Origin of the sequence: Paenibacillus sp. 19GGS1-52, from assembly GCF_022369515.1 — a bacterium.
GTDB lineage: Bacteria > Bacillota > Bacilli > Paenibacillales > Paenibacillaceae > Paenibacillus_AQ.
On sequence record NZ_CP059724.1, the window covers coordinates 6452684 to 6476503 of the forward strand.

The following is a 23820-nucleotide window of genomic DNA, read 5'->3' on the forward strand; positions in this document are numbered from 1 at the left end:
AGCTAGCGAAGCAAGGCCGCGGCCCAAAGTCCACCTTGCTTGATCATCTGTCGGAAGGGCTCTACCGAGAAAGACGGCAAATGATGCCCAGGCATCAGATAGACTACCCGTCCCAGACCGAACTCGTGGCACCAGGCTGCCGGTCTCAGGGCACCGTCATGCGGATACTCCGCCAGGATGGTCGTCTCAAAGTGGGGCTGCATCTCGAAATAATACGGCTCATCCTGGATCACAAAATCTCCAATCCCCTGCATAATCGGATGTTCCGGCACCGGGATCGACATATGAAGCGAAGTATATTCCGGGTGATGAGTGAAATAACCCCCCAGCATGACGCCAAGCTCCTGATTCCGCTGCAGCGAGATCCCATTGTGTACAACAAGTAGTCCACCCCCGCCAGCCACATAAGAGAGCAATGCGCTGCTGTGCTGCGGGGATATTTTGACATCAGAGAATTCCGTATAGGCAATTACCAGCTTATAATCGGATAACGTATTCTTATTAAGCAGGCCATAATCCTCTGAAGATTGCACCTCTATCTCACCTGCAAAAATCTGTTGAAATTCATGATCCACACCGGCAAAAGGATGGTATTTAGCCTCTGTGTAGCTGCCCAGCGCCAAAGCTTTTATTGTAGACAATTCATCCACGCCCTTCTATTGTCATTTCAAAGTAAATACAGAAACCCTGTTACCACGGCCAATGTTTGCCGTCCAGATCGAGATAAGCAGGCTCTTCGCCAAGGTAATCCTTATGTTGCTGCACGAGATTCATAATCTTATTAGCTGACACCTCAGGTGATATCGGCGCCTCTTCATTCTTATGCCCATTCATATAGGTCTGCAGCCAGCCGGGGTGAAACACCATGACCTGACCGCCCAAGCTTTTCAAATGATTATGCAGCAAGGAGGACTGCATATTAAGCGCCGCCTTGGACATGCAATAGCCGTACATGTTGATTCGCTTATTGCTCGCTATGCTGCCAGCCTCTGAGGAGATGTTGACAATGAGTTTATCCTTGCCTTGCAGCAGCAGACCCATCAGCGCATTGCTGACTCTCAAAGACCCCAGTGTGTTCACATTATAGATTTGTGCCATTGCTTCATCGTCCATATCAACGAGCATGGTGGCACAATCTGCTTTATGAATAATGCCGGCGTTATTGATAATAATATCGACGTGTCCCGTACTGCCTGCAATGGCTCGTGCCGCGTGCTTTACACTGTCACTATTTCCTATATCCAGGGGAATCAGCTTTAAATTATCTGGGTATTGGGATTTAAGCGCATTCAGTCGTTCTGAATCTTCCATATATTGACCTGCAAATACAAAGAACTGATTCTCCAGTAACCAACGTACAATAAATAATCCCAGACCTCGGTCTGCACCGGTAACACAAGCGATCCTTTGCATACTCTTGAACTCCCTTTCCTGTGGCTAAATACAGGTGTACCTATCTTCCATCCCCCTCACCTTAGCATGTGACATCTGTTTTTTCAACGCCATTTCATTACTCATTTCTGCTCGCTTATCCAAGCAGCGAAGAATCTTTTTTTGATTTAATTTTGAACTATGTTACAATTATGATAACAGTTGCTAGCAACACAATTGTTAGCAAACAACTATTCCAGGAAGGTGATAACTTTGTCTATCCAACAACTCCATTCTCTGGAGGATCTGCATCAATATGTTGAGCAACCGGGTAAGAAACTGCTCTTCAAACACAGCACTACCTGCCCTATCAGCGCGAAGGCTAATCAGGAGTTTGAGGCCTTTCTAAAAGATACAGATACTACGGCAGCCATCGTCCTTGTCATTGAGGATCGCCCTGTCTCTACACAAATCGCTGAGGATTTTGGCATTAAGCATGAATCTCCGCAAATCTTCCTCCTTGAGGATGCAGAGGTCCGCTGGAATGCTTCCCACTGGAAAATCACGCAAGATGCTATCAGAGCGGCTGTTAACTCATGAGCGGGCAAGTCATAGTCTACTCCACAGCAGGCTGCAGCGACTGCAATTTGGTCAAACAACTACTCACCGAACAAGGGGTTTCCTTCGAAGTGAGAGATGTCATGACCAGCACCGTTTACCAGGAAGAAGTTGAGCAGCTCGGCTTCATGGGCGTGCCCGTTACTGTCTCCGGAGATCAAGTGGTTAAGGGATTTAACCTCCCTGAGCTCAAGGTTCTTATCGAAACAGTAGGTAAATAATTCAACTGCTGAATCATTCATTACATGAGTTCATTTTGCAAGAAGAAACGGGAGCTGTCCTTAATATGGACAGCTCCCGTTTTGTTGTTGTAATGACATTGTTTTATTAGTATGCTCCAAGTCAACAGCAAAAAACCCCAAAGGACATCCTCTGCGGCATGCTTACGGTCACACTACACTTATTCACTCCATAATCGACTCCGACTCTCACATCAGCTCGGTGGAAACAGATGTAATCATACTCTCCGACAGGATCGCTTGTAAAACACGAAGGATGCCAAAATAATGCTTAAAGAAAACTAATTACAATAAAGGTAACGCTTACTTGAGGTCTAATCTCTTATTTTCGCTCATTTCCTCGTCTTTATATCCATTAGCGATTAATCGTTAGTATTGTGATTTATTTCAACTTAAAGGTTAATCCTGGTAATTTCCCTACTTACGACCTGTAAATTGAGAAATGGCGCATTTTAGAGAAAAATGGCCGATAATTGATGAAATATATATATTGGATCACTTCCGTCACTGCTTCCACCGAAATTTGCGCAATATCGAACTATAAAGAATGCTTTTTTTTTTTACAAAAAAATCCTAAAAGGGTATGATTCGATTTGAAATCATTATTGAATGCACGCTGAATTCCCGCCTCGCGGGAAACGGGGGAACCATCAGGCCGCAGGGTCTACTTGGGGTGAATCCAAAAGAGACGATATTGTTATAGTCTCATTAAGGTAGGGCGACTCTCACCGTCCGAATCCGACAGCTAACCTCGTAAGCGTAAAGAGAGAGATCCTTGATCCGCCACGCTTTTGCGCAGGTTTATTTATGCCTGTTCCCAAAAACCGCAGGCAGAGGTCCTCCTCTGTCTGCGGTTTTTGGGTTGCATAAATTCTTGAATTCAGAAAGGAACGTGCCCCTATGCCAGACCCATTACCTACAGAATTAGCTTACAGCCCCACCTTTACCGAATACGTTCAAAAGTACTCCGGTGCAGTCCTCACCCTAAGCACCTTGTTGTTAGAAGCATCCACGGATGCGGAGCAGATTACGATCAGCACCTTTGCAGAGCTCTACAAATCATACCGACGGGCTGAATTGAACCCTCAATTATTCCCCATTCTGGCGTACCGGAGCTGTATTCGTCAATGCGCAGAGCTAACTGCAGGCCGAGTATCCCTTTCTGCCAAAGACCTGACCTGGGATGAGCAGATTGTAAAATCACTGTGGTATGGTATGAAGCTTACCTTGCCTGAGATAAGCACCATTCTCCAGAAAAGTGTACCACTGGTGAAAGCACAGCTTAGACACGTGCGGGAAGAAATGGCTGCTCAAGGAAACACTTTGCCAAATACCAATCTGTCAGCTGTGTAATTAAATTGATTTCAGCCCAAGCCATGATGATTTGTTCTCACATATAGATTTGAAAGTAATCTATAATCGCATGGCTTATTATTGGGGTAAGGATATTATGATTTCTCGTGTAGAGATATACAAAATAGATATGCATATAGAATAACTGAATCATATACATGCGATTAGTAATTAAATATTCCATAAAGTTCATCTTAACCATACTCATTTGAAACGGAATGTGCATGAAGGCAAATAATATTCCGATCAGTAGGATCGCTGCATATTTATTACTGATTAAGCCAATGACTCGGCTCTGGATGTATCCTCTAAATATTAACTCCTCAGTTAATGCAGTGAACATGAATATAACCAAGAACTCCAGCCACAGGTTTGCACCTTCTAACTGTAAGTTTCTCTTATGCAGGATTAGATCTCCAATAAGCCAATATGTAAACGGTAGACCACCAACAATACCCAGAACGATTGAAGATGTTATGTTTGAGGGGGTTAACCCGATAGTTTGTATCCTCTCCCTCCTTGTCTTCAGTAGGAATAGCAGCGGAGATAGTTCGAGAATACTAATACATATATAGATCACCATTTTAAATATTAGCTCGTTTGAAAAATTTACGCTGAACCGATCTATATAATCCGTCCTGTACTTTAATAAACCAAATAAATAAATTACCATAGCAATGTACATTAGATAGAGTAACGCATAAATCCCTGTCCGTTTATTCCCTTTATCCTGTGGGTAATTCTGAAATTCCACTCTAGTAAAATACTTTACAATGCTCTTCAATGAGAATCATCCTAACTTTAGCGAATATTCAACAAGCTTTGAACTATTCAAAATTCTATCATTTAATTCCATAATAATACATTATTTCACGAATATATCACAAATAAGAGCCGCAGCAACCTGCTACGGCCCCTCAACAATAACTCCCCGATAATCACCAACGCGAAGCCGATGCTGGAGAGCCTCGCGGTAAGCCAGACTGTTGTACTACGCCTTCGCTTCTGCGAAAGAGGGGAAGGCGAGTATCGCCATTCCTTCAATCTGTGGACCCTCAATCACTTCATGCGGCCATACGCAAGTGGTGTAACCGGATGACCTACCAACCCAGCGGGTGCCTTCTGTGAATAGATCTGAAACTCTGCAGGATCACGGGTTAGTTCATCCTAGAAAGCGGATGTTCAGCCGCACAATTTCACCTTTCTCGACCGTAAAGTGATGGTCAAACAGCAGTGGATCAGGCAGTCCTGTTTTGTCAAAAGAACCCTCTATCTTAGCCGTGACAATCGTCTCATCGCTGCGCTCAATATTTTGCACAACCTTAGTGATCTCGTATTTGAGCTCAGCAGCAAAGACATTGACGTTGCTCCACTCTTGTATTTCAGCTATACCCTTATATGCACGTTTATCATCCACAAGAACGGCATGGTCTGAGAAGTTGCTCACAAAAGCAACCTTATCGGGATGATTGGTAGTATCAAAGTAAGTGGCTACTGGCTGTGATAGCTTGGTAAGCATAATATCTCTCCTTTATTTTGGTATGTGGCACGAAATCTTTTTGTTAACTACATATTCATCATAGCTTTCATAACTTGACTACATCACGTCATGTTATGGGCTTCTCTCTATATTTATTTTAGTAATGCACGCAAAAAAAGCCACGGCATTAGCCATGGCTCCACTGTTCGTGATAGGTTGCAATTCAACCTTTTTTCTTGCCCCCATGCATAAACTTCCAAAAGGCCCGGCAACCGCCTAACAATCCGATTCCAAGCAAAAGCGTCTGCAGGACACCCAGCCACGTCGATTTCTCTGAAGGAATCAAAGTGCTGATTATAATTAGCAGCGCTGATGCTACAAACATTACGGGTAACTGATACTTTTTATTCAAGCTAACACTCCTTAAGCCATAATTATCATTCTACCATAAGAAGATGCGGCTCCTCATCTCTATTACCGGCTGTCTTTAACTTGTTTAAGCTGGGCAACAATAATGACGCTAATGATGACCGGAAGGAACCACGAACTGATCTTACTGAACCCTACCAGTTGCCAGACAAGGACGTCAGCCACCAACGAAAATCAGGCATGAAATGGCAGCCAAAATGCAGTAGTTGTACTATTGGCCTCATCTGTATTCTAAAATATCACCAGGCTGACATTCCAAAGCCTTACAAATCGCCTCTAAAGTGGAAAAGCGAATCGCTTTTGCCTTTCCATTTTTCAATATGGACAGATTGGCCATCGTTATTCCAACCCTCTCCGAAAGTTCTGTAACACTCATTTTCCTTTTGGCTAGCATCACATCAATATTGATTATAATCGCCATTGTTATTCACCTCAGACTATTAAGTCATTTTCCGATTTTATATCTATGGCTTCTTGTAAAAGCCTTTGAAGAACGGCCGCGAAGACTGCAATCACTAAGGAGGCAAAAATCAGGAGCATTCCGATGACTATGATGCCTGGGGCATCGTCTTTCTCCGCCATCAGATAGAAGAGCGGCATGCCTACAACATACAAGCAACTGAAGGTGATTGCACTGTATTTTATATTCTTTAAAGCTCGTACAGATAATTCCGAGAAAGCTTTGTTCTTGTCTATATAGCTTAAAAGTTTAAAAGCTTGATACAGAGCAAAGTAAAACGGTAACACCGATGCATACAAATCGAAAAAAACGAGGTATTTCAGATAAGTATAATCTGGATACAATTCCACTGCATAATTAGCTATCCCAGGCACCAAAAATATGCACAGAGCAAGAACCGGAATGCCAATAAGAATAAGAGCTATCTTTAAAAAGAGTGTCGTTCCTAATTTCATTAAAAAGCACCTCACTTGTTTATTGATGAGTTTAGATTAACATATTTTTATCGTTTATCAATATATTTTAATTGAAATACAATGTATATAGATTGTTTTTCACATCCTTATACTCACAAAAAAACCCAGCTGCAGCTAGAAAACTGCGCAACTGGGTTTACAACTAGATAACAAAAACGCTTAGGATCATCAAATTCATCAGTATATCTTGTGAATCAAAATCTCTTCAATTCATTCTTGTATAATTCAAAATTTTCTTCATCAAAACATACAAATACTACCTTCTTAATTCTTGACTCTTTGTTTAATAGGTACTTGGATACTTCTTCTACCGCAATAATACAGGCTGAATCTTTTGGGTATTTATATATTCCTGTACTTATATTTGGAAAAGCAATACTTATGACCTTTTTAGATTCCGCTTGTAATAGTGAGTTCTTATAACAATTTCTTAGCTTCTCTTCCTCATTGTTACTTCCACCATTCCAAACAGGACCAACCGTATGAATGACATATCGACATTTTAGGTTGCCACCAGTTGTTGCTACAGCTTCTCCAACTGCACAACCACCCCGTTGATTGCGGATCTTAATACACGCTTCCAATATTGCTTTACCACCAGCTTTATGGATAGCACCGTCAACACCGCCCCCACCCATTAAACTAGTGTTAGCTGCATTGACTATTGCATCCATTTCGATTTTTGTTATATCTCCTTAAATCAGTTGAATTATTGAGTCTTTCAAGATTAATTCCATGAATATCCTCCATTTCGCCAAGCCCATCCTCAATCTAAGTCTTTATTTCAGTATAATACATTATTTCCCTTTAGAAAGTTACAAACTCCAAAATAATCCATTGACATGTGCACACGGATGCATATAATAGAATCAGGCGGTGAGATTATGAAGCTCAATTATGATCCGAATAAATGCAAGAAATTGATTGAGGACAATATTGATATTGAATTCTTCAGAGCCATTTTCGACCCCGTCCGAAGTGAACTGTTGTTATTCCTTTCAGCTAATGGGGAAATGACTATTGGAGAAATAGCAGAACATTTTCCGCAGAATCGTTCAGTGATTTCTCGTCATCTGGATTTCATGAACCGCTTTAAAATTGTACAGAGAAGAAAAGAAGGCCGGGAAGTTTACTACAAAGCAAATAAAGAATTCATTGTCGATACCTTTGAAGTGACAGCGAATAATATGAAAGCACTCATGAATTTGCTATAGCGGGTGCTTTTCATTTTATCATATACGTGCATTTGTGTGCACAAGAACATGAAGGGGGTTTTTAATATGGAACAATCTATTCGAAAATGGTGGGTTTTAATCACAGTTAGTTTAGTTGTATTTATGGCCATGCTGGACATTACAATTGTGAATGTAGCATTACCGGAGATTCAGAACAATTTCTCATCCGATTTCTCAAATCTGCAATGGGTATTGAATGCTTATACTTTAGTGTATGCTGCGATGTTATTACCTGTCTCGAAATTAGGGGATATCATCGGGCGTAAAAAGGTATTTTTATTGGGATTAGGCATCTTTGTGATAGGTTCCCTGGCAAGTGGTTTAGCAAGCAGTGCTCTTTGGCTGAACATTTTCCGGGGGTTCCAAGGAATTGGTGGAGCCGCAATGATGTCTTTGTCACTAACCATTCTTACATCATCATTTCCTGAGAAGCAAAGAGGACTTGCCTTAGGGATCTGGAGCAGTGCGGTTGGTCTTGCTATTTCAGGGGGGCCGCTTATCGGAGGTATTTTAGTGGATAGTTTGGGTTGGCGATCCATCTTCCTAGTTAATATCCCTTTTGGTATTTTGGCTATCCTATTCGGAATATTTTTCATAAAGGAAAGTAAAAGAAATCGAAAAGAAAAAATTGATTTTTCAGGATTTGCGTTAAGCACTGCATTGATTTTCACTATAATATTCGCCCTCATTCAAAAGGAAATGCATGAAAATTATTTGTGGACGGATTGGCATATTTTAAGTTTATTAGGTTTATCGATCCTTTTATTAATTGCTTTTATTATGACAGAAAAAAATGTTAAACAACCCATGATCGAATTGTCCATTTTTAGAAATCGGTCCTTTAACGGAGCCAATATTGCGGCTTTTGTGTTAGGAGCCGGTTTGTATGGCGGATTCACCTACCTAACCATTCTTATGCAAAATTATATGGGCTACTCTGCCTTTGAAACTGGAGTTAAAATGCTGCTGATTAGCGGGTTTACCATGATATTGGGTCCTTTGGCTGGGATTATTTCCGGAAAAATCGGCAATCGCTGGTTGATTAGTGGTGCACTATTTATTGGAGCGATTGGGATCCTTGTTATTCGTCATACGATCAAAGTCCCTTTTGAATGGAGTTATTTAATGCCCGGGTTTGTCCTTTTAGGGATTAGTAATGCTTTGGTCAATCCGCCAATTTCTAATGCTGTCATGAGTTCTGTTGATAAAAAACAGGTGGGTATGGCTTCCGGTATTTTAAATGTATCTCGACAAGTCGGCATTTCATTTGGTGTGGTCATGCTAGGAATTAAGTTGACGGAAGGTTATAACCATTCATTAGATAAACATATTATGGAGATTCAAACTATCGATTCAGAATTTAAAAATCAAATGCTCGATGTTTTTCATAAAACAGGAGCTTTTGCTGGCTCACGCATTTTTGACAGTAAACAAGCTGAAGCATTCAAACAACTGCCAGCTTTTGAGGACATTAAGAATATTGTTTTTAGTGCTTTCAACGCGGGCATGAAAGATGTGAGCTGGCTTATTGCCATCTTTTTGCTTATTGGATCATTTGCAAGTGCTATTTTGATTAAGAAGAAAAGGAAACCTGAGTTGGAGAACAACTAATCGATAACAATTGAAATGAGATTAGTAGGGTTGCCTGTGAGGGCTTATGGAGCACTTGACCCCATATACAAAAAAACCGTCCTTTATATTTCAAGGACGGTTCTCGTTAGGTCTGTCTGTATCTCCCGATGTGAGTAACCATTATAGTTGAGACTAAAAAGCGCCGAAATCGGCGCTTTTTTTATGTCTATTTGAGAAAAATGACAATTATAGATAAGATTCGTTGTGTTTTTATTATTTATAATCTGGATAATTCGTGGTGGATGTTTAAAACACTTGGCTCAGTTTAGTTTCTAACAATTGAGAATACATAGTCAATGCAAAAGTCTTGAACCAAGTATCCAATCCAAATAGAGTGCTGCGATAACTTTTTGGGTCTGTTCATTTTGTCATAGAATTTTATACCGCGTTACTATATTGTGATAATGGTTTATATAGTGACTTAGAGATTGTATTTTTTGGGTAAATCAATTATTTTAGTCACTTTGAATGTTTAATGACTAAAAGTATTTATGTCAACCTTTGAAGAGGAGCTTTTATTAAACCTTTCTTAGGTCAAATTGCTTCATTTTTGATTAAATCATATGGCATCAAAGGCCACACTTCATTTTACAGAAATTCAATGAAGATATAAGATATGGATAAAAGGAGAAGTAATAATGTCTAACACAAAAATGAACTGGAACAGTCTTCTTAGTGGAATTCGCCTAAGGGACGGAAAAGTTAAGGACAGAATATCATATAATGAATACGATTTAAGAAACGACTTTGACGACGATTACTCCAGACTTGTTAGTAGCTCTGCTGTACGAAGACTACAAGATAAAGCACAAGTCTTCCCATTAGATAATAGTGACTTTGTGCGAACTAGATTAACTCATTCTCATGAGGTATCAACAATAGGTAGATCCTTAGGGATCAGTATAGAAAATCGTTTAATTAGTGACAATTTACTTGATATTGAGCATAAAGGTAAACTAGGTTCATTACTTGCGGTTGCTGGACTCATGCATGATTTAGGAAATCCTCCTTATGGACACTTTGGAGAAGCTGCAATACAAAAATTCTTTTCAAACTGGTTTGAAAAAGAGGGGTTAAAGTTCAGAAAAATATTAGGGGAACAAAAATGTGCTGATTTTACGAATTTCGAAGGTAATGCACAAACTTTTAGATTAATATCCAAATTAAATAATCTTTTTGATGAATACGGCTTCAACCTTTCGGCTGCTTCACTAGCTAGTATACTGAAATACCCAAGATCATCAATTGAGGGCAATAAAGATGATGATACAAGAAAACAGAATAATTATGGAGTCAGCTATAAAAAATTTGGATATTTACAAGCTGAAACTGAAAGATTTGATGCGGTAAAACATTACACCGGTATTAGTATTCATAGACATCCTGTTACATTTTTATTAGAAGCGGCTGATGATATTGCTTATGCAGCTGCAGATATAGAGGATGGATGTAAAAAAAGAGTTCTTGATTATGAGATAATTAAGGAAAAGCTAAGTAAGCATCTTGAAAAAGGAACTGAAGAAGAAAAAGAAATCCTATCTTCTTTTGTTGCTTCCTATAAAAAAAACTGCGAAGAAAAGCGTTCAGATAGACTAGATAATGCGGTACAAAATCTTAGAATTAAAGCTCAAGGATTTATGATTAAATCAGTTGTCAAAGAATTTTTATCGAGACATAATGAGATTTTAGACGGAGATTTTGATCAGGACATAATTATGGCATCCGAGGCGAGAAACGTTCGTAAAGCAATGAAGGATATCTCCTATGTAATTTTTGACAATAAAGAAATTGTATTGAGAGAATATGCTGGAGGAAAAGTTATTCATGGACTACTTGAAATGTTTGTTGCGTGCGTCGTTTCCGAAAAACGAAATGATCCAAAAACTGAAGAAGGAAAACTCTATTTATTGATATCGGGAAATTATAAAGATATAATGAACAAATATTGTTTTGAGAGAGATGGCGATCATCCTAGTGTTTACGATAGACTGTTACTAGTAACAGATTTTGTTTGTGGAATGACTGATTCATATGCCCTAGACTTCTATAGAAGACTGACAGGAATTACTCTTTAGGAGGGGTTTATTATACAATCCGAAGTCATTATTAAAAACTCCTTGAATAGAATCACCCAAATAATGAATGAATCGACAGAAGTTTTAAACTTGTTTAATTGTTTGAATAAAGTAGGGGATATTATTATTGTAGGAGGCGCTTTAAGGGATTTCGCATTCAAAGATTCTCCTCGTGATATTGATATAATTATAGACAACAACAATACAAGGGAATTTGAAAATGTCTTTAAAGAGTTTGATTTTTGTAAAAATAGATTTGGAGGATATAAAATTTCATTAAACAATATAGATTTTGATATTTGGTCAATTTGTGATAATTGGGCCTTTAAAGAAGGGATTCACAATTCAAATTTTTCCAATATCTCAAAAGGAACTTTTTATAATTTTGATGCTATTGCTTTTAATATGACAACTCATGAATTGGACGCTGATATTTTTATTCAATCACTCTCTGAAAACCTGTTAGATATTACGCTTGAAGAGAATTTCATTCCCATGAATCCCACTCCAGAAATTAATGTGCTTCGCGCCTTCAGGATACGTGAAGTTTGGGGGTTGGATTTCTCGGAAAAAGTTTATAACTATATTTCGAATTGGTATACAGTGACACCAAAACCTGAAGAGAAATTAAAAAAAGCAGAATTAAAACATTATGGAGAAATTAATAATAATAGAAAGTATGAATTATTTTAGTTCATTTAAAATAGCAAAATCAAAAGTTATTAAAAATTTCAAATTAAAGGAATAGATTTCCCAAGCACCCCTCCTTTTCTTATTTCATATGCCTCATACATAAACCAAATTTACTTAAATTAATATTTAAAATCCCCTTCTGCTGAAATGGCGCAAGGGGATTTTGCTATGAATCGGTGAAGATTCATTTCTGTTCAATATCGTTCCCTGATAATTTAAAAACAAACAACAAAACATTTCTCTTTTCATTATTTTTTGGAGTGTTTTGACGTTTGCAAATGAATAAAAATTCCAGATCCACTCTAATCATGGTATAATTTTCTTGCATAGTTAAACCTCAAATAGGAGATGTCCTTCTTGAAAAAACTAATTTTCATAGGTGGTATTCATGGTGTGGGAAAAACCACTATTTGCAATGAAATTGTTAGTACATACAGCTTAGATTTTTACTCTGCGAGTGAAATCATATCAAATGCAAAAAAAGAACAATTTTCTTCAAGCAAACTTATCCCTGATATTGAGGATAACCAATTTTATCTCATTGAGGGTATTAAAAACGCTAAATCTGTTCACCAATATTCACTTCTTGATGGTCACTTTTGTTTAATAAATGACAAAAGAGAAGTATCAAAGATCCCCGAGTTTGTATTTGATGAAATACATCCGGTTGCTCTTATCATTGTAATAGATGAGATCAGCACAATCATAAAACGATTAGAAAAACGTGATAGCAACACGTACGACGCCTTATTTCTAGAGAAATTTCAATATGAAGAAATAGAATATTCAAAGCTTTTAGCAAATAGGCTGAATATCCCTTTACAAATTTATAATCAGGCTATTGATTCGAGAAATCTACTTCATGAATTTATCACTAATTTGGGAGTGGGAAAATGAGAGTTCTTCTTGATACGAACATTGTCATTCATCGTGAAACAAGTAACGTTCTAAAAAGTGATATAGGAATACTTTTTAGATGGCTTGATAAGCTAAAGTATACAAAATGTATTCATCCTTTAACAGTGGAAGAAATCAGTCGTTATAAAGATGATAAAGTTGTAAATTCTATGATGATTAAATTAGATAGCTACCATGTACTGAAAACAGAGGCTCCTTGGAATGCACAAATTGAGGAAACATCAAAAAAATACGACAAGAATTCTAACGATAAAAACGATACAAAGCTACTGAATGAATTATTAACCGGTCGTGTCGACTTCATTATAACGGAAGATAGAAAAATCGCTTTAAAATCGATTGATCTTGGCCTTTCTGACAAAGTTTTTACGATCGACTCCTTTTTAGAAAAAGTAACTAATGAAAACCCTGACCTAATTAATTATAAAATTCTTTCAGTAACCAAAGAATTTATAGGAAACATCAACATTAATGATAGTTTTTTTGATAGTTTAAAAGAAGATTATCCGGGATTTGAGAAATGGTTTAACAAAAAATCTGATGAGATGGCTTACGTTTGTTTAATGGATGGAAAAATCACCGCCTTCTTATACTTAAAATTAGAAGGGGAAGAAGAAAACTATACCAGCATTTCCCCTCCTTTCTCTAAAAAGAAAAGATTGAAAATTGGAACATTTAAAGTTATCCTTAATGGCTACAGACTCGGAGAAAGGTTTCTTAAAATAATTTTTGATAATGCAATGAGGTTTCGAGTAGATGAGATATATGTCACTATTTTTGATAAAAGAATGGAACAGATAAGACTTATAAATTTGCTTGAAGATTTCGGCTTCAATAGTCATGGAACAAACAATGGGACAGAGTTGGTTTATAACCGTGATTTCCAAAAAGCATTTGATGATCTTAATCCTAAATTTACATTTCCGTATGTAAATGCAAACAAAGAGGTTTTCATCACTCCTGTATATCCTGAATATCACACAAATTTATTCCCTGATTCTATTCTAAGAACCGAATCACCTGCTGATTATATTGAGAATGAGCCCTATCGAAATGCAATAAGCAAAACATTTATATCTAGATCAATAGAAAAAAAACTAAACCCTGGTGATATCATTGTTTTTTATCGGACTGGTGGCTATTATACAAGTGTTGTAACAACAATAGGTATTGTTGAAAGTGTTATAACTGGCATTACAGATCCGTACCAGTTCATATCCTTATGTAAAAAGAGAAGTGTTTTTAGCGACAAGGAACTTTGGGAGTTTTGGAACTACAAAAAGAGTAAGCCTTTCATTGTGAATTTCTTATATGCTTACTCCTTTCCGAAAAGAATTAACATGAAAAGACTAATAGAACTAGGGGTCATACAAAACGTTCATTCTGCACCTAGGGGATTCATTAGAATATCCTATCAGAACTTTAAAGACATCATTAGGGAGGCACAAATCGATGAACGTATTATTATCAATTAGACCGGAGTTTATTAAAATGATTTCATCTGGAGAGAAAAAATATGAATTTAGGAAAACAATCTTTAGACGGAATGATATCAGGAAAGTAATAGTTTATGCTACAGCCCCCGTCAGTCGTGTGGTTGGTGAATTTGAAATTGAATCTATTCTATTCGATGAAGTACATTCTTTATGGGAGGAAACAAAATTGCACGCCGGAATAGATAAGAAGTACTTCTTTGAATATTTCACTGAAAAGGAGAAAGGATACGCTATTAAAATAAAAAATTACGAAGAATATTCTAAGTCGAGGAAATTGGATGATGTTTATCATTCAGTACCACCACAATCATTTGCTTACATTGACGAAACCAAAACAGAAAGCAAGTTGGGAATCCAACAGATCTCAGCTTTATTGTAATTATCAGTTGCCTCATTTACTTTTTCCAGTAGGTGGGGCCTTAATTTATTTATTTCTCTACTAAAAACCCATTATATACATACTCTATGGAATCTTGCTTATAATAGTCCTTTAATACCTGTGTTTCTATAAAGTTATAGTTAATGATATGGTTATCAAACATTTTCTTTCTATAATGAGATATAGTAATTATTGGTTTTCTTGTTTTCAAAAATTCAAAGCACTTTTCAAATAGTTCTGAGCCGATTCCTTGATTACGAAAATCCTCATGGATTCTAAATGTACAAATTTTTTTCTCATATTTTGTTTTTTTAAGAATCGCCAATCCAGATAACAAAGCTTGGGAATGGCCCTCAATCTCAGATAAGACTATAATTATCTCTCTCTTCCCATCTTTCAACTCTACTTCTGGAATCACAACATTATAAAACCAATTTTCAAAATCAGGATAACTTTCTGTCAAGTCTCTTAGATAATTGTATAATTTATCTTTAGCCCTCTCACCAACTTCATTTATCATAAAGTGTCTTAATACTTCAGGCTCGATTTCTGATACTTTATAAAAAGTATGCTTTATGATTTTCATATAAACACCTCTTTCCCCACTACCTATAAACCAATTATTGAGCTTAACCAGTTACCTAAAACCCCTCCCATAGCCCCTAAGACAATAACACCTAACGTATATATTAACAAGATTTTTCTCGTCCCTTTTTGATATTGAAATCTAGTCAAATCTGTAAAATCTTCAACATACTCTGACACCTTGAACTTGTTTATTTCTGTATCAAAAATCCTTTTCGCTTTGCTTTTTATATGATAGGCGATAATATTCTGATTCGTCCCTTCAATATAACTTTTCCAAAGGTCACTTTCCAGCATTCTGCTATTTATTTCTTTTCCATGATGAATAATCATGTCATTTGCATTTCTTAAAATCAAATAATGAACGGCCAATATTTGAAATTTACTTCCTTCATTAAACTTTTCTCTCAATTCTTCGCTGCAACTTCGAATGTCATTCAATCTAAAATCTATTACTTCAGTATTTGTAAATTGATTACTAAAGAAGCTAACACCTTTAATTTCATCATTAATTAAATGTACTAGTTCTTTGTTGACTTCTAATCGTATTCTAAAATAATATCTTGATATTTTAGTTGGAGTGATAGTATTAACCTTTAGCTCTATTATAGTCCCGGGCGTTATCTTACTTCTTTTAAATTCACTCACTTCAACCTGATTGTTTATTTCCAAAGAATAAATGAAGAATTCGGGCTTTCCTTCTATCCCATTAACTAATAATTTTTTCGGCTCTCCATCAGTCGTAGTAAAGTTCTCATTAAAAATTGCGCTAGCTAATCTGTTATTTGATATTACACTTCCTAAGTCCTTTACCTGTTCTTTTTTTAAAGGAAATGGCGCATATAAATAAACGCTTTCTATATCTACAATATCCTCGATAAGCAAACCAAAATCAAAATAATACTTTTTTTTATTTTCACCTTTTTCCCAAAGATTCACATGAACAGTTGCCTCTTTGTTTAAGCTCTCATTTTTTGTCGAGTACCACAAAGCGAAGCTTCTCATTTATTTTCTATCCCCTTTTATTAAGAAAGATGGTTTGGGATGAGTATCTATTGAATCTATGTAATATTCTTCTAAACTCATATTATTATACTCGTATAGCAAAGTAAATCGAATGTCACATTCTGTAGCTCTTTAAAATAAAAAAACTCACAGAAACCTATTTACGCATCAATGTGACCAGAGTACGGTCTAGTCCACTCCTACAGTCAACATGATGTAAATAAAGGCTCTTGCAAGTTTCTCTTCAAACAATTTACCCCTACTTAAAATACAATTCCCGCATTACTTCTAACGACGCAGTTGTTTTTAAAGCCTCTGGTTGGTATCCTGTCGCTTAAGGAATTTATGGGTTTAACTCGTTTATTTATACATTCCTCATTGAAACTGATGCTTTGCATTTTTCCTTATGAGCATCAACAAACCATGCCGGCAGTTCACCTTACTACGTTCATAATCCGTTCTTTATATCCCACACAAAACGAAAGCAATTTTTTTAGTTTATCCACTTCAAATTCAACTAATCTCTGTCCTGCAACTCCGTATATATTCATTTATTTCTGGAGCCACCGCACAGAGATATGATTGTTTAACTTTAAGCTGTTTATATATGTCCTTAGAAAAAACTTTATTACAAATGCTCTGTGCGAATAAATCATCAATCATTTTGTACCATTTGTCTTTTCTTTTCTCCAATCGAAGGGTCTTCTGCTTTTCCTTCATTTCTTTAATATAGGCAGTAAACCCCCATTTGGAAACTGTTGCTGACGTTATTCCAATTTGCGAAGCTATACTCTCTATTGTAATCGTCACATCTGCTGATATATATTCGTCACAACACTGAACAAGCCTTTCCCAGCATTCAAGTTTGGGCAATCGCTCTTTAGCTGGTCTCTTTAGTTGTATTAATTGTCTCATGATATCGGGATGAAGACGATGAATCAAATAATGATATTTATCTTTCCAGCAAGTCCATTTTTGAATATCGGTTAAACACATATTTTTGATCACAGCTTTAGCAAAAGATGCCAGCAGATCTTCTTCTACTGTCACTGACCTAAAATCAAATAAATCACGAACTTGAAAGTAAGCAACAATCCTCCCACAAGCATTCAGTGGGAGCCCTGATATTCTTTGAAACTCCGCTAGGCTAGATGGCTTAAACTCCTGTAAGAAACGATATCCTTTTGCAAAGTAACTCTTTTCCTTGACTTCCCCATCTCTATTGAGGCCATATTCACAGCCGCAATCCAAACATGCCACATGGCGCTTTAGGTAACTCCCATCATCATAAACTTTCGATAATGTCCCGGTTCTCACAATTGATTTATCTGTTCCATAAGATATACACCATGGGGATAAACACACAATTTCTAATTTCTTTGCGTTACCTTTTATAATACTTTTTTTGAAAGAATCAGGAATATTGATATTAAAAAACTCAGAAATACTTAGGTTATGATCAAATAGTATTTTTAGTATTATGTTCAGATGAAGTTTTCTACGTTGTTTTAATGTTCCGCGAATATACTGCAGAGCGGAATCCAAACGAAGATTATATGATTCTAAAACCTTTTTAAGATTAGCCCGATTATACACCGGTTCTTTATCATTAACGATGTAAAGTAACTTTAATCCAATTTCCCTCTCTTCAGTTGGTGGCAGAGAACAGTCATAGATTAAGTCTGCCCAGGCTAAAAATAGCCATTCTTGTATGATCAGTACATCATTGTTAACATTACGATCATTAATATCTTCACTTAAATTCCCAGAGCAGTGTGGGCATACAGTCGGGCTAAGTAATTGATTAACATCTATCGTGTGCCCACATTGCTGGCAACATTCGCGCAGATAACGGGAATGTTTTATACAGCAATTAATCCCATGAATTCTCCACAATGATCGTATATAAGCTTTCTCACTTAAACAATTAGGACAGAAATGAATTTCGCTCCGGATAATTCCTTTAAAAAAACGAGATTTTTCTGCTATCCCGTCACAATTAAATACATGGTGAAGGTTATTAAATGTGCCCTTATATAGTTCGTTAGCCGAAACATTGCAAAGAAGTGCTAATCGTTCAATATCAAATACTGAGTTTGGAAGTGTATCTATTAAATGCATATCACCCCTTTGAGGGCTAGGCATACCCGGCTTCCTACATTTATTCCAAAGGTTTAATATGGATATTCCGTTATCCAAAGAAAGACGTACTAAATAACTAGTTAGTGATTCATCAGATTCCGGACAGAATTGAATTGAAAACATTCTCGCATCACCACTACTGTTTTTATTAACAGTATTTCCATTTTAGCTAGAAAGAATGCTTTATACTTCAGTATTCTTCTGGAAAATCTCAATCTCCTCTATGATCATATCTTTCAATCTTTTGTATCCTACTACATGAATATATTGAACTCCCAATCTTCGAGCAACAAGTGACACGTTGAGCTTTGAATATATAGTAAATGTGTCTCTAACAACACTTCTTATTTGGAGCCTTTTGTTAGTCTCTTGCACTTGTGCAAGAAATTCATCATAGTCTTTAATAATTCGAATAATATAGTTAAATAAGCCTGGGAAGCGATATGCAATATACTCTCGACCATGCTTTAGTACCTTATACACATCTTTAAAATGAAACAATGCTTCCATTTCTCTTCGCTTTACAAGCTCATGATCGAATAGTTCTCTCAATCTTCTCTCTTGCTTGTTTAAGTGAGCGGAAAGCTGTAGTTCTATCTGCTGCCTTATCACTTGAACTTGTCCATGCCTTCTCAATGTAGCTTCAGAAACATTAAGCGTAGCAGCCACTTGTTCTATAGATATATTAATTTCAGAATCCACTAGATTAACCAACCCCATCTCAACTACTTCGTTAATTTTAGTATATTTTTTAAGCGGTTTTCTGAGATTAGATGGCTTGTTGATTAGGTACTTTTGTACTTCTGTATCTGCATAATAGTAACTATAAGTTGCAAGTGACCACCCATATTTTTCTTTCAGATTTTTATATCTAAATTCAGGGTATCTGCGCCAATCAATATCAACTGTTTTAAAATAATCGATAACGTCTCCATTTATAACCTCTAGTTCACTTTTAAATAATTGACTAATTCGTTCTGGTAACAGCTTCCGATAAGCTAAATACCCGAATACCTCACTGACATAGAATAGGTTCTTTCTTAATTTTGAAGCTACTTGGCTTCTTGTTCTCCCCTCCGAAGCCATCTGCGAAATCTTTAAGATCATATTTATTTGTCCATGAATTTCATCCCATTGATTCGTAATGGGATGATAACCGTACTTCATAAAACAGTTGAGACAAGTATAGTAATAAGGGTACCTCACCTTTTCTTCCCGATTTCTGCTTTCTATTCGCTCCTTACTAAGGTGCATTTTTATATTTTTCTTCTTATGATTGTGGCACCATGGTGCAAGACACTCTGAAGATAAAAAAACCTTCTGCTGTTTAATAATTGAATTAAGATATTTTGAAGGAACTTCTATACATGCGAACTCTTCGACAGATAACCCAACTGCTCTCAAGACATGTAATACCTCCTGTACTCTTACACGCTTAACTACTCGATTACTTTTTATCAATAAAATTAGTGTTTTAATTATATTCATACTAAGATGACTCACTTTTTTTCGACAGTATATTTGTTGTTGACCTTGTGCAATATACAATAGCTTTATAGCTAAATTTTGCTCCATAGACAATCCGTTTTGTTCGCATGCAAGCACTTTATTGTCAAAAAGTAAGAAACGCCACTCGTCAAAGTATTGCTTTTGTTTTCTGTATACATCATCGTCAACCGGGACTTTTTCGTAATCATCAAGGAGAGAGTTGTTGCAGCATTGATTCGAACAGAAGGGATCAACTAGAATATTGTCCGAATGGTTGATCTTTTTTCTGCAGTGACTACATTCCGATTTAAGCTTCACTTCATGTATAGGACAAATATCAACCTCTTTAATTTGCCATATCAACTCAAAGACGTTTTTCTCCTTAACACATAAAGGACATATCCTTCGTACGTTGGTTTGAAGAACATCACGAAGCATAGTCGCGGCTGTATCGAAGTCTTGATAAGGATCACTAAAGAATTTAGAGTAAAGCTTCATACTGGTCATATCGTCCAGTTCTGCTATGGCTACACCGAGCAGCAAAGCCATCTTCTCTCGGTCAAATATATGCAAATCATAATCAAATCTCGAAAACTTAATATGGCTCCTAGCTTCTTCATTACTACAACCTATTTTTTTCCACACATCTTGTGCTTCACAGCCATTTAGATACGTCATCTTGAGAATAAAAGAAGTCAGGGATTCACCTGACTTTGGCTGAATACATATTTTAAAATCCCTATTCATCATATTCAATGAATACACCTCATATTTCTGAAGGGGGCGTTAAATGGTCTGAGTCACGGTATAAATTGTAACTGGCTTTAGCGAGTATACTAACGGTTAAGTTTGCTTGTGAAAGCTCCTTGAATTCTGGCTCGAATACGCCTAACAACCTGTAAGCCTCAATTATGATGGAGTGTAAATAACCAATTCTCCCCTGACAACATTCATGAAGAAAAGCCGAAGTCTCTTCGCTATCCAGAAACAATGGCGATGGGGGTTGAATGGCTTCCTCAATTTTTCGCAAAAGTAACCGGAAATTATCATCTAACGTTTCGAATCGGCTAACTGTGTCTCTTCCAAATCTTCTTATATATTCATCTTCCATAGTCCTCAACACTTCAATCTGAGGTGTCCCCATGCACACTAGACATACTTGTCCCTCATTTGTTAAATCTTTAAACATTTCCATAGCTTCTTGATTATCAAAACGCTTCGTACGTAAAATAAAATTCATTTCGTCAAATATAATCATTTCTGTCCTTTGTGCACGCAAAAGCGTCAAAGCTTGTTCCTTTAAAAAGTTAACACGTGCATCAGACCTAATGATCGGAGCCTTCAAACTATTAAGTATTCTCTTATAAAAATCTACCTGAGTAAACGGGTAGGGCAATTTAACATGTAAAACCGGCATAGCTGTGATTTTCTTGTCATCTACTTTAAATTCGTAAGATGGATTTCTTCTCACATACCTTTTACCGATTTGAGTTTTCCCAACCCCGGATAAGCCTGTCAATAATAGATGTCTTGGGTCTTCATTCTGTTTCCCTGCCTTTAGATGAACTCTCATTGAATCAAAACGATCCCAAATCCGATTGACCTCCTCGTGACGTATAAACAAATCTGCTATACGCTCAACCAACTCCGATACTTCTTTTTTACTCATGATATTTCTCCTTTCTCTTTTCCTCTGCTACCATTGCAACTTTAAGAAGTTCTTCACGCCGTGATATCTGTTCAACCTGTTTGTTCTGTTGTTGATCAGCATACCGTTTAGTTATACTAATTTGAAAGGCACCTTCCATTTTTCGCAATTTTTTCAGTGTTTTCTTATGCTTTTGACCTGCTTCAATTTCTTCTTGTATTTTCTCAAAAGCCCTACGGACCTGTTTCCTACCTGGAATAGTCTTCATATTATCCTTTTGTGTTTTTCTGTGTTCTTCCATCATTCTTTTATAAGTGAATCGGTTTACACCTATCAACTCTTCATATGGAGGAGAGACGCATTTGAGCTCCAGAAATTCTTCTTTTTTGGGGTGCAGCAAGTATATTTTTGAGATATCGTCGATATCATATTTCACCACATACTTCACTGTTCTCTTTGCAATAAGATCCTTTTCATCCTTATTTTTATAAATTTTATTTTCCCATCGAACACCATCCCGAGTGTAGGGTTTTTTTGAAGTCAACAAGAAATCGATTTTGTACTTATCTTCATCTTGCCGTTCTATCCAATCTGGGTATCCATCCTCTTGTATGCCAGCCCGGTATTTAAGGAGCGGCGTAGGAGTTAGGGAAAGTGATAACCCTTTGTGTTGTTCGATAGGATAAATATCAGTAAGAAATATGTTCATAATTCTTCGAATTTGATTAAGTGTAAGGCATGCATCTGCTTCTGAATTTATATCTCCTCGCATAATCGGATTACTTTTGGTAGTTCCCAAAAGCTGATGAATTAATTTCGTATTAATTGTCCGGAAGAGTCTTTCAATAACAGCTCCAAAATGTGGAACCTTTACTGGTCTATGCATAATTTCTGATTGTAATGTTTCGTTAACAAGTCGTTTGATGTCAGTTCCTTTAAAATCCAAACCGTTATCAACATAGATAATATTAGGAATTCCAAATGCTTCCCAATCATTTTCCGTACCATATGCAACTTTATTATCTTTAACAAAAACACCGTGTTGTATGGCCTTACGAACAATATCCATAGAGGGGGGTTCAAATGAAATGTATACACACCAAGGCATGCGGCTGAAAACATCGATGCCTAATGTAATCCAAGGCCTTTCTACTACGCCAGTAACCTCATCTATTACCATAAGATCAAGCCGTGTATGATCAATTTGAATAATATCCAAAGGGCCCAGAGCATCGCGATTTGCGTATCCTCTTGCAACCTCATCATATATTTTTTTTGCATTTCTCAGATCTCGATAGGTTTCTTTCGCCTTATCATCAATCCGATTTATAATATTTCTTATAGTTGAATAACTTATTTCCTCTTCACCATCTTGGTCACACTTTCTATTTATCCTCTCCTCAATATTTGAAATGGATATACGCTGCTTGGTAAGATAATGATTTTCAATGACATCTTTCAAAATTTTTATTTGTCCTTTTGTTTTCCTCACATATAAAATATCTAGTATGGTTTCAGTATGTTTTGGATCACATATAATAAGTTCCATGTTATCCTTCCGCCCTGTATAACCCTTTCCCTTTTGAGATACTAGGCCCTCTAGTCCACCATTCTCTGTATTGTTTTCTGCATTTATGTAATCTTGTTTATATCTCAACAGTGTTGATCTCACAACGCCTTGTTTGTTGATAATTCGCTCCAGCAATGCTTCTTGTGACATGTTATTAATAATTTCACCTGGAACCGAAAGGTAGTCAAATTTATCATGAAATTTGTTTAGTGCTCGAATATTCCCCTCCTTTATTTGGTCTAGTAATATAAGTGGTAAAATCATTTCAAACCTAGCACTAACTTCCTCTCGCTTCTTTTCTGATATAGTAGCTAAAGCTTTAATGTTAAGCTTAACCGTCTTTTGCTTACGCAAGCTTTCACCCGGAACATAGGTTGGATGATTAATTAAACTTATAACACTCATTTTTTGATCCTCGCCGTCAGTTCGACGAAACCAAACGTGTGGTGGATCTATAGCAACAACCTTATGAGATTTTCCATACAATGAGAACTCCGAATACACCCTTAGATTAGCGCTAGGCAATAT

Annotated in this window: 24 protein-coding genes, 1 pseudogene and 1 riboswitch; of the genes and pseudogenes, 10 read left to right on the forward strand and 15 right to left on the reverse strand. The window is 36.7% G+C overall.

Annotated features, from left to right (window positions below):
- Window positions 1-2: 2 nt before the first annotated feature.
- Both H1230_RS29580 and H1230_RS29585 read right to left on the reverse strand, forming a co-directional pair.
- Window positions 3-641 (reverse strand): ThuA domain-containing protein, encoded by a 639-nt coding sequence (locus H1230_RS29580; protein ID WP_239713331.1) that lies wholly within the window; start codon window positions 639-641, stop codon window positions 3-5.
- A gap of 49 nt (window positions 642-690) precedes the next feature.
- Entirely contained in the window at window positions 691-1413 is a 723-nt protein-coding gene (locus H1230_RS29585; RefSeq protein ID WP_239713332.1) for an SDR family NAD(P)-dependent oxidoreductase, read from the reverse strand.
- A gap of 231 nt (window positions 1414-1644) precedes the next feature.
- On the opposite strand from H1230_RS29585, the gene ytxJ reads away from it, so the two are divergent.
- From ytxJ to H1230_RS29600, 3 genes are all read left to right on the forward strand, one after another.
- Window positions 1645-1971: a bacillithiol system redox-active protein YtxJ gene (gene ytxJ, locus H1230_RS29590; protein WP_239713333.1), complete on the forward strand. Its 327-nt coding sequence runs from the start codon at window positions 1645-1647 to the stop codon at window positions 1969-1971.
- Window positions 1968-2210: a glutaredoxin family protein gene (locus H1230_RS29595; protein WP_239713334.1), complete on the forward strand. Its 243-nt coding sequence runs from the start codon at window positions 1968-1970 to the stop codon at window positions 2208-2210. The genes ytxJ and H1230_RS29595 overlap by 4 nt, the downstream gene beginning before the upstream one ends.
- Before the next feature lie 622 nt (window positions 2211-2832).
- Window positions 2833-3002: riboswitch (cyclic di-AMP (ydaO/yuaA leader) on the forward strand.
- Window positions 3003-3128: 126 nt separating this feature from the next.
- Window positions 3129-3581 (forward strand): hypothetical protein, encoded by a 453-nt coding sequence (locus H1230_RS29600; protein WP_239713335.1) that lies wholly within the window; start codon window positions 3129-3131, stop codon window positions 3579-3581.
- Window positions 3582-3618: 37 nt separating this feature from the next.
- Here H1230_RS29600 and H1230_RS31790 read toward each other — a convergent pair whose 3' ends face one another.
- From H1230_RS31790 to H1230_RS29630, 7 genes and pseudogenes are all read right to left on the reverse strand, one after another.
- Window positions 3619-4266: a CPBP family intramembrane glutamic endopeptidase gene (locus H1230_RS31790; protein ID WP_481857195.1), complete on the reverse strand. Its 648-nt coding sequence runs from the start codon at window positions 4264-4266 to the stop codon at window positions 3619-3621.
- A gap of 477 nt (window positions 4267-4743) precedes the next feature.
- A complete protein-coding gene (locus H1230_RS29605; protein WP_239713336.1) occupies window positions 4744-5100 on the reverse strand; it encodes a nuclear transport factor 2-like protein in 357 nt (118 codons plus the stop codon).
- A gap of 184 nt (window positions 5101-5284) precedes the next feature.
- A complete protein-coding gene (locus H1230_RS29610) occupies window positions 5285-5473 on the reverse strand; it encodes a hypothetical protein (protein ID WP_239713337.1) in 189 nt (62 codons plus the stop codon).
- A 62-nt stretch (window positions 5474-5535) separates the two neighbouring features.
- Window positions 5536-5637, reverse strand: a pseudogene (locus H1230_RS29615) (DUF817 domain-containing protein); the annotation flags it as partial.
- Between the two features lie 73 nt (window positions 5638-5710).
- On the reverse strand, window positions 5711-5911 hold the full coding sequence (locus H1230_RS29620; protein ID WP_239713338.1) for a helix-turn-helix domain-containing protein: 201 nt from the start codon (window positions 5909-5911) through the stop codon (window positions 5711-5713).
- An 11-nt stretch (window positions 5912-5922) separates the two neighbouring features.
- Window positions 5923-6405 carry a DUF2975 domain-containing protein gene (locus tag H1230_RS29625; protein WP_239713339.1) on the reverse strand — a complete coding sequence of 161 codons (483 nt, stop codon included), beginning with the start codon at window positions 6403-6405 and terminating at the stop codon, window positions 5923-5925.
- Between the two features lie 215 nt (window positions 6406-6620).
- Window positions 6621-7115, reverse strand: a complete 495-nt coding sequence (locus tag H1230_RS29630) for an O-acetyl-ADP-ribose deacetylase (protein ID WP_275591270.1) — start codon at window positions 7113-7115, stop codon at window positions 6621-6623.
- 195 nt (window positions 7116-7310) lie between these two features.
- On the opposite strand from H1230_RS29630, the gene H1230_RS29635 reads away from it, so the two are divergent.
- The 7 genes from H1230_RS29635 (at window position 7311) to H1230_RS29665 (ending at window position 14854) form a co-directional block, all read left to right on the forward strand.
- On the forward strand, window positions 7311-7640 hold the full coding sequence (locus H1230_RS29635; protein ID WP_239713341.1) for an ArsR/SmtB family transcription factor: 330 nt from the start codon (window positions 7311-7313) through the stop codon (window positions 7638-7640).
- A 66-nt stretch (window positions 7641-7706) separates the two neighbouring features.
- Window positions 7707-9272 carry an MFS transporter gene (locus tag H1230_RS29640; protein ID WP_239713342.1) on the forward strand — a complete coding sequence of 522 codons (1566 nt, stop codon included), beginning with the start codon at window positions 7707-7709 and terminating at the stop codon, window positions 9270-9272.
- A gap of 659 nt (window positions 9273-9931) precedes the next feature.
- Window positions 9932-11368, forward strand: coding sequence for a dGTP triphosphohydrolase (gene dgt, locus H1230_RS29645; RefSeq protein ID WP_239713343.1), 1437 nt, complete (start codon window positions 9932-9934; stop codon window positions 11366-11368).
- A 63-nt stretch (window positions 11369-11431) separates the two neighbouring features.
- Window positions 11432-12061, forward strand: coding sequence for a hypothetical protein (locus tag H1230_RS29650; RefSeq protein WP_239713344.1), 630 nt, complete (start codon window positions 11432-11434; stop codon window positions 12059-12061).
- A 357-nt stretch (window positions 12062-12418) separates the two neighbouring features.
- A complete protein-coding gene (locus H1230_RS29655) occupies window positions 12419-12958 on the forward strand; it encodes an ATP-binding protein (protein WP_239713345.1) in 540 nt (179 codons plus the stop codon).
- Window positions 12955-14454: a PIN domain-containing protein gene (locus H1230_RS29660; RefSeq protein WP_239713346.1), complete on the forward strand. Its 1500-nt coding sequence runs from the start codon at window positions 12955-12957 to the stop codon at window positions 14452-14454. The genes H1230_RS29655 and H1230_RS29660 overlap by 4 nt, the downstream gene beginning before the upstream one ends.
- Entirely contained in the window at window positions 14432-14854 is a 423-nt protein-coding gene (locus H1230_RS29665) for an ASCH domain-containing protein (RefSeq protein WP_239713347.1), read from the forward strand. The genes H1230_RS29660 and H1230_RS29665 overlap by 23 nt, the downstream gene beginning before the upstream one ends.
- 49 nt (window positions 14855-14903) lie before the next feature.
- Here the strand turns inward: H1230_RS29665 and H1230_RS29670 are convergent, their stop codons facing one another.
- From H1230_RS29670 to H1230_RS29695, 6 genes are all read right to left on the reverse strand, one after another.
- Complete coding sequence (locus H1230_RS29670; protein WP_239713348.1) at window positions 14904-15440, reverse strand: GNAT family N-acetyltransferase; 537 nt, start codon at window positions 15438-15440, stop codon at window positions 14904-14906.
- Between the two features lie 23 nt (window positions 15441-15463).
- The gene (locus H1230_RS29675) at window positions 15464-16444 is read right to left on the reverse strand and encodes a hypothetical protein (RefSeq protein WP_239713349.1); all 981 of its coding nucleotides are present in this window, start codon (window positions 16442-16444) and stop codon (window positions 15464-15466) included.
- A 513-nt stretch (window positions 16445-16957) separates the two neighbouring features.
- A complete protein-coding gene (locus H1230_RS29680) occupies window positions 16958-18709 on the reverse strand; it encodes a TniQ family protein (protein WP_239713350.1) in 1752 nt (583 codons plus the stop codon).
- Window positions 18710-18769: 60 nt separating this feature from the next.
- Entirely contained in the window at window positions 18770-20824 is a 2055-nt protein-coding gene (locus H1230_RS29685; RefSeq protein WP_239717642.1) for a TniQ family protein, read from the reverse strand.
- A gap of 16 nt (window positions 20825-20840) precedes the next feature.
- Window positions 20841-21743, reverse strand: coding sequence for a TniB family NTP-binding protein (locus H1230_RS29690; protein ID WP_239713351.1), 903 nt, complete (start codon window positions 21741-21743; stop codon window positions 20841-20843).
- Window positions 21736-23817: a Mu transposase C-terminal domain-containing protein gene (locus H1230_RS29695; RefSeq protein ID WP_239713352.1), complete on the reverse strand. Its 2082-nt coding sequence runs from the start codon at window positions 23815-23817 to the stop codon at window positions 21736-21738. The genes H1230_RS29690 and H1230_RS29695 overlap by 8 nt, the downstream gene beginning before the upstream one ends.
- Between the last annotated feature and the right edge of the window lie 3 nt (window positions 23818-23820).

What these genes read in the sequence shown, in the direction of transcription:
- H1230_RS29650 (WP_239713344.1), top strand. Translation starts at nt 11,432, where the DNA reads ATGAATGAATCGACAGAAGTTTTAAACTTGTTTAATTGTTTGAATAAA.
- H1230_RS29685 (WP_239717642.1), bottom strand. Translation starts at nt 20,824, where the DNA reads ATGATGAATAGGGATTTTAAAATATGTATTCAGCCAAAGTCAGGTGAA.
- H1230_RS29595 (WP_239713334.1), top strand. Translation starts at nt 1,968, where the DNA reads ATGAGCGGGCAAGTCATAGTCTACTCCACAGCAGGCTGCAGCGACTGC.
- H1230_RS29585 (WP_239713332.1), bottom strand. Translation starts at nt 1,413, where the DNA reads ATGCAAAGGATCGCTTGTGTTACCGGTGCAGACCGAGGTCTGGGATTA.
- dgt (WP_239713343.1), top strand. Translation starts at nt 9,932, where the DNA reads ATGTCTAACACAAAAATGAACTGGAACAGTCTTCTTAGTGGAATTCGC.
- H1230_RS31790 (WP_481857195.1), bottom strand. Translation starts at nt 4,266, where the DNA reads ATGTACATTGCTATGGTAATTTATTTATTTGGTTTATTAAAGTACAGG.
- H1230_RS29665 (WP_239713347.1), top strand. Translation starts at nt 14,432, where the DNA reads ATGAACGTATTATTATCAATTAGACCGGAGTTTATTAAAATGATTTCA.
- H1230_RS29680 (WP_239713350.1), bottom strand. Translation starts at nt 18,709, where the DNA reads ATGTTTTCAATTCAATTCTGTCCGGAATCTGATGAATCACTAACTAGT.
- H1230_RS29600 (WP_239713335.1), top strand. Translation starts at nt 3,129, where the DNA reads ATGCCAGACCCATTACCTACAGAATTAGCTTACAGCCCCACCTTTACC.
- H1230_RS29625 (WP_239713339.1), bottom strand. Translation starts at nt 6,405, where the DNA reads ATGAAATTAGGAACGACACTCTTTTTAAAGATAGCTCTTATTCTTATT.
- H1230_RS29670 (WP_239713348.1), bottom strand. Translation starts at nt 15,440, where the DNA reads ATGAAAATCATAAAGCATACTTTTTATAAAGTATCAGAAATCGAGCCT.
- H1230_RS29675 (WP_239713349.1), bottom strand. Translation starts at nt 16,444, where the DNA reads ATGAGAAGCTTCGCTTTGTGGTACTCGACAAAAAATGAGAGCTTAAAC.
- H1230_RS29690 (WP_239713351.1), bottom strand. Translation starts at nt 21,743, where the DNA reads ATGAGTAAAAAAGAAGTATCGGAGTTGGTTGAGCGTATAGCAGATTTG.
- H1230_RS29640 (WP_239713342.1), top strand. Translation starts at nt 7,707, where the DNA reads ATGGAACAATCTATTCGAAAATGGTGGGTTTTAATCACAGTTAGTTTA.
- H1230_RS29605 (WP_239713336.1), bottom strand. Translation starts at nt 5,100, where the DNA reads ATGCTTACCAAGCTATCACAGCCAGTAGCCACTTACTTTGATACTACC.
- H1230_RS29635 (WP_239713341.1), top strand. Translation starts at nt 7,311, where the DNA reads ATGAAGCTCAATTATGATCCGAATAAATGCAAGAAATTGATTGAGGAC.
- H1230_RS29660 (WP_239713346.1), top strand. Translation starts at nt 12,955, where the DNA reads ATGAGAGTTCTTCTTGATACGAACATTGTCATTCATCGTGAAACAAGT.
- H1230_RS29620 (WP_239713338.1), bottom strand. Translation starts at nt 5,911, where the DNA reads ATGGCGATTATAATCAATATTGATGTGATGCTAGCCAAAAGGAAAATG.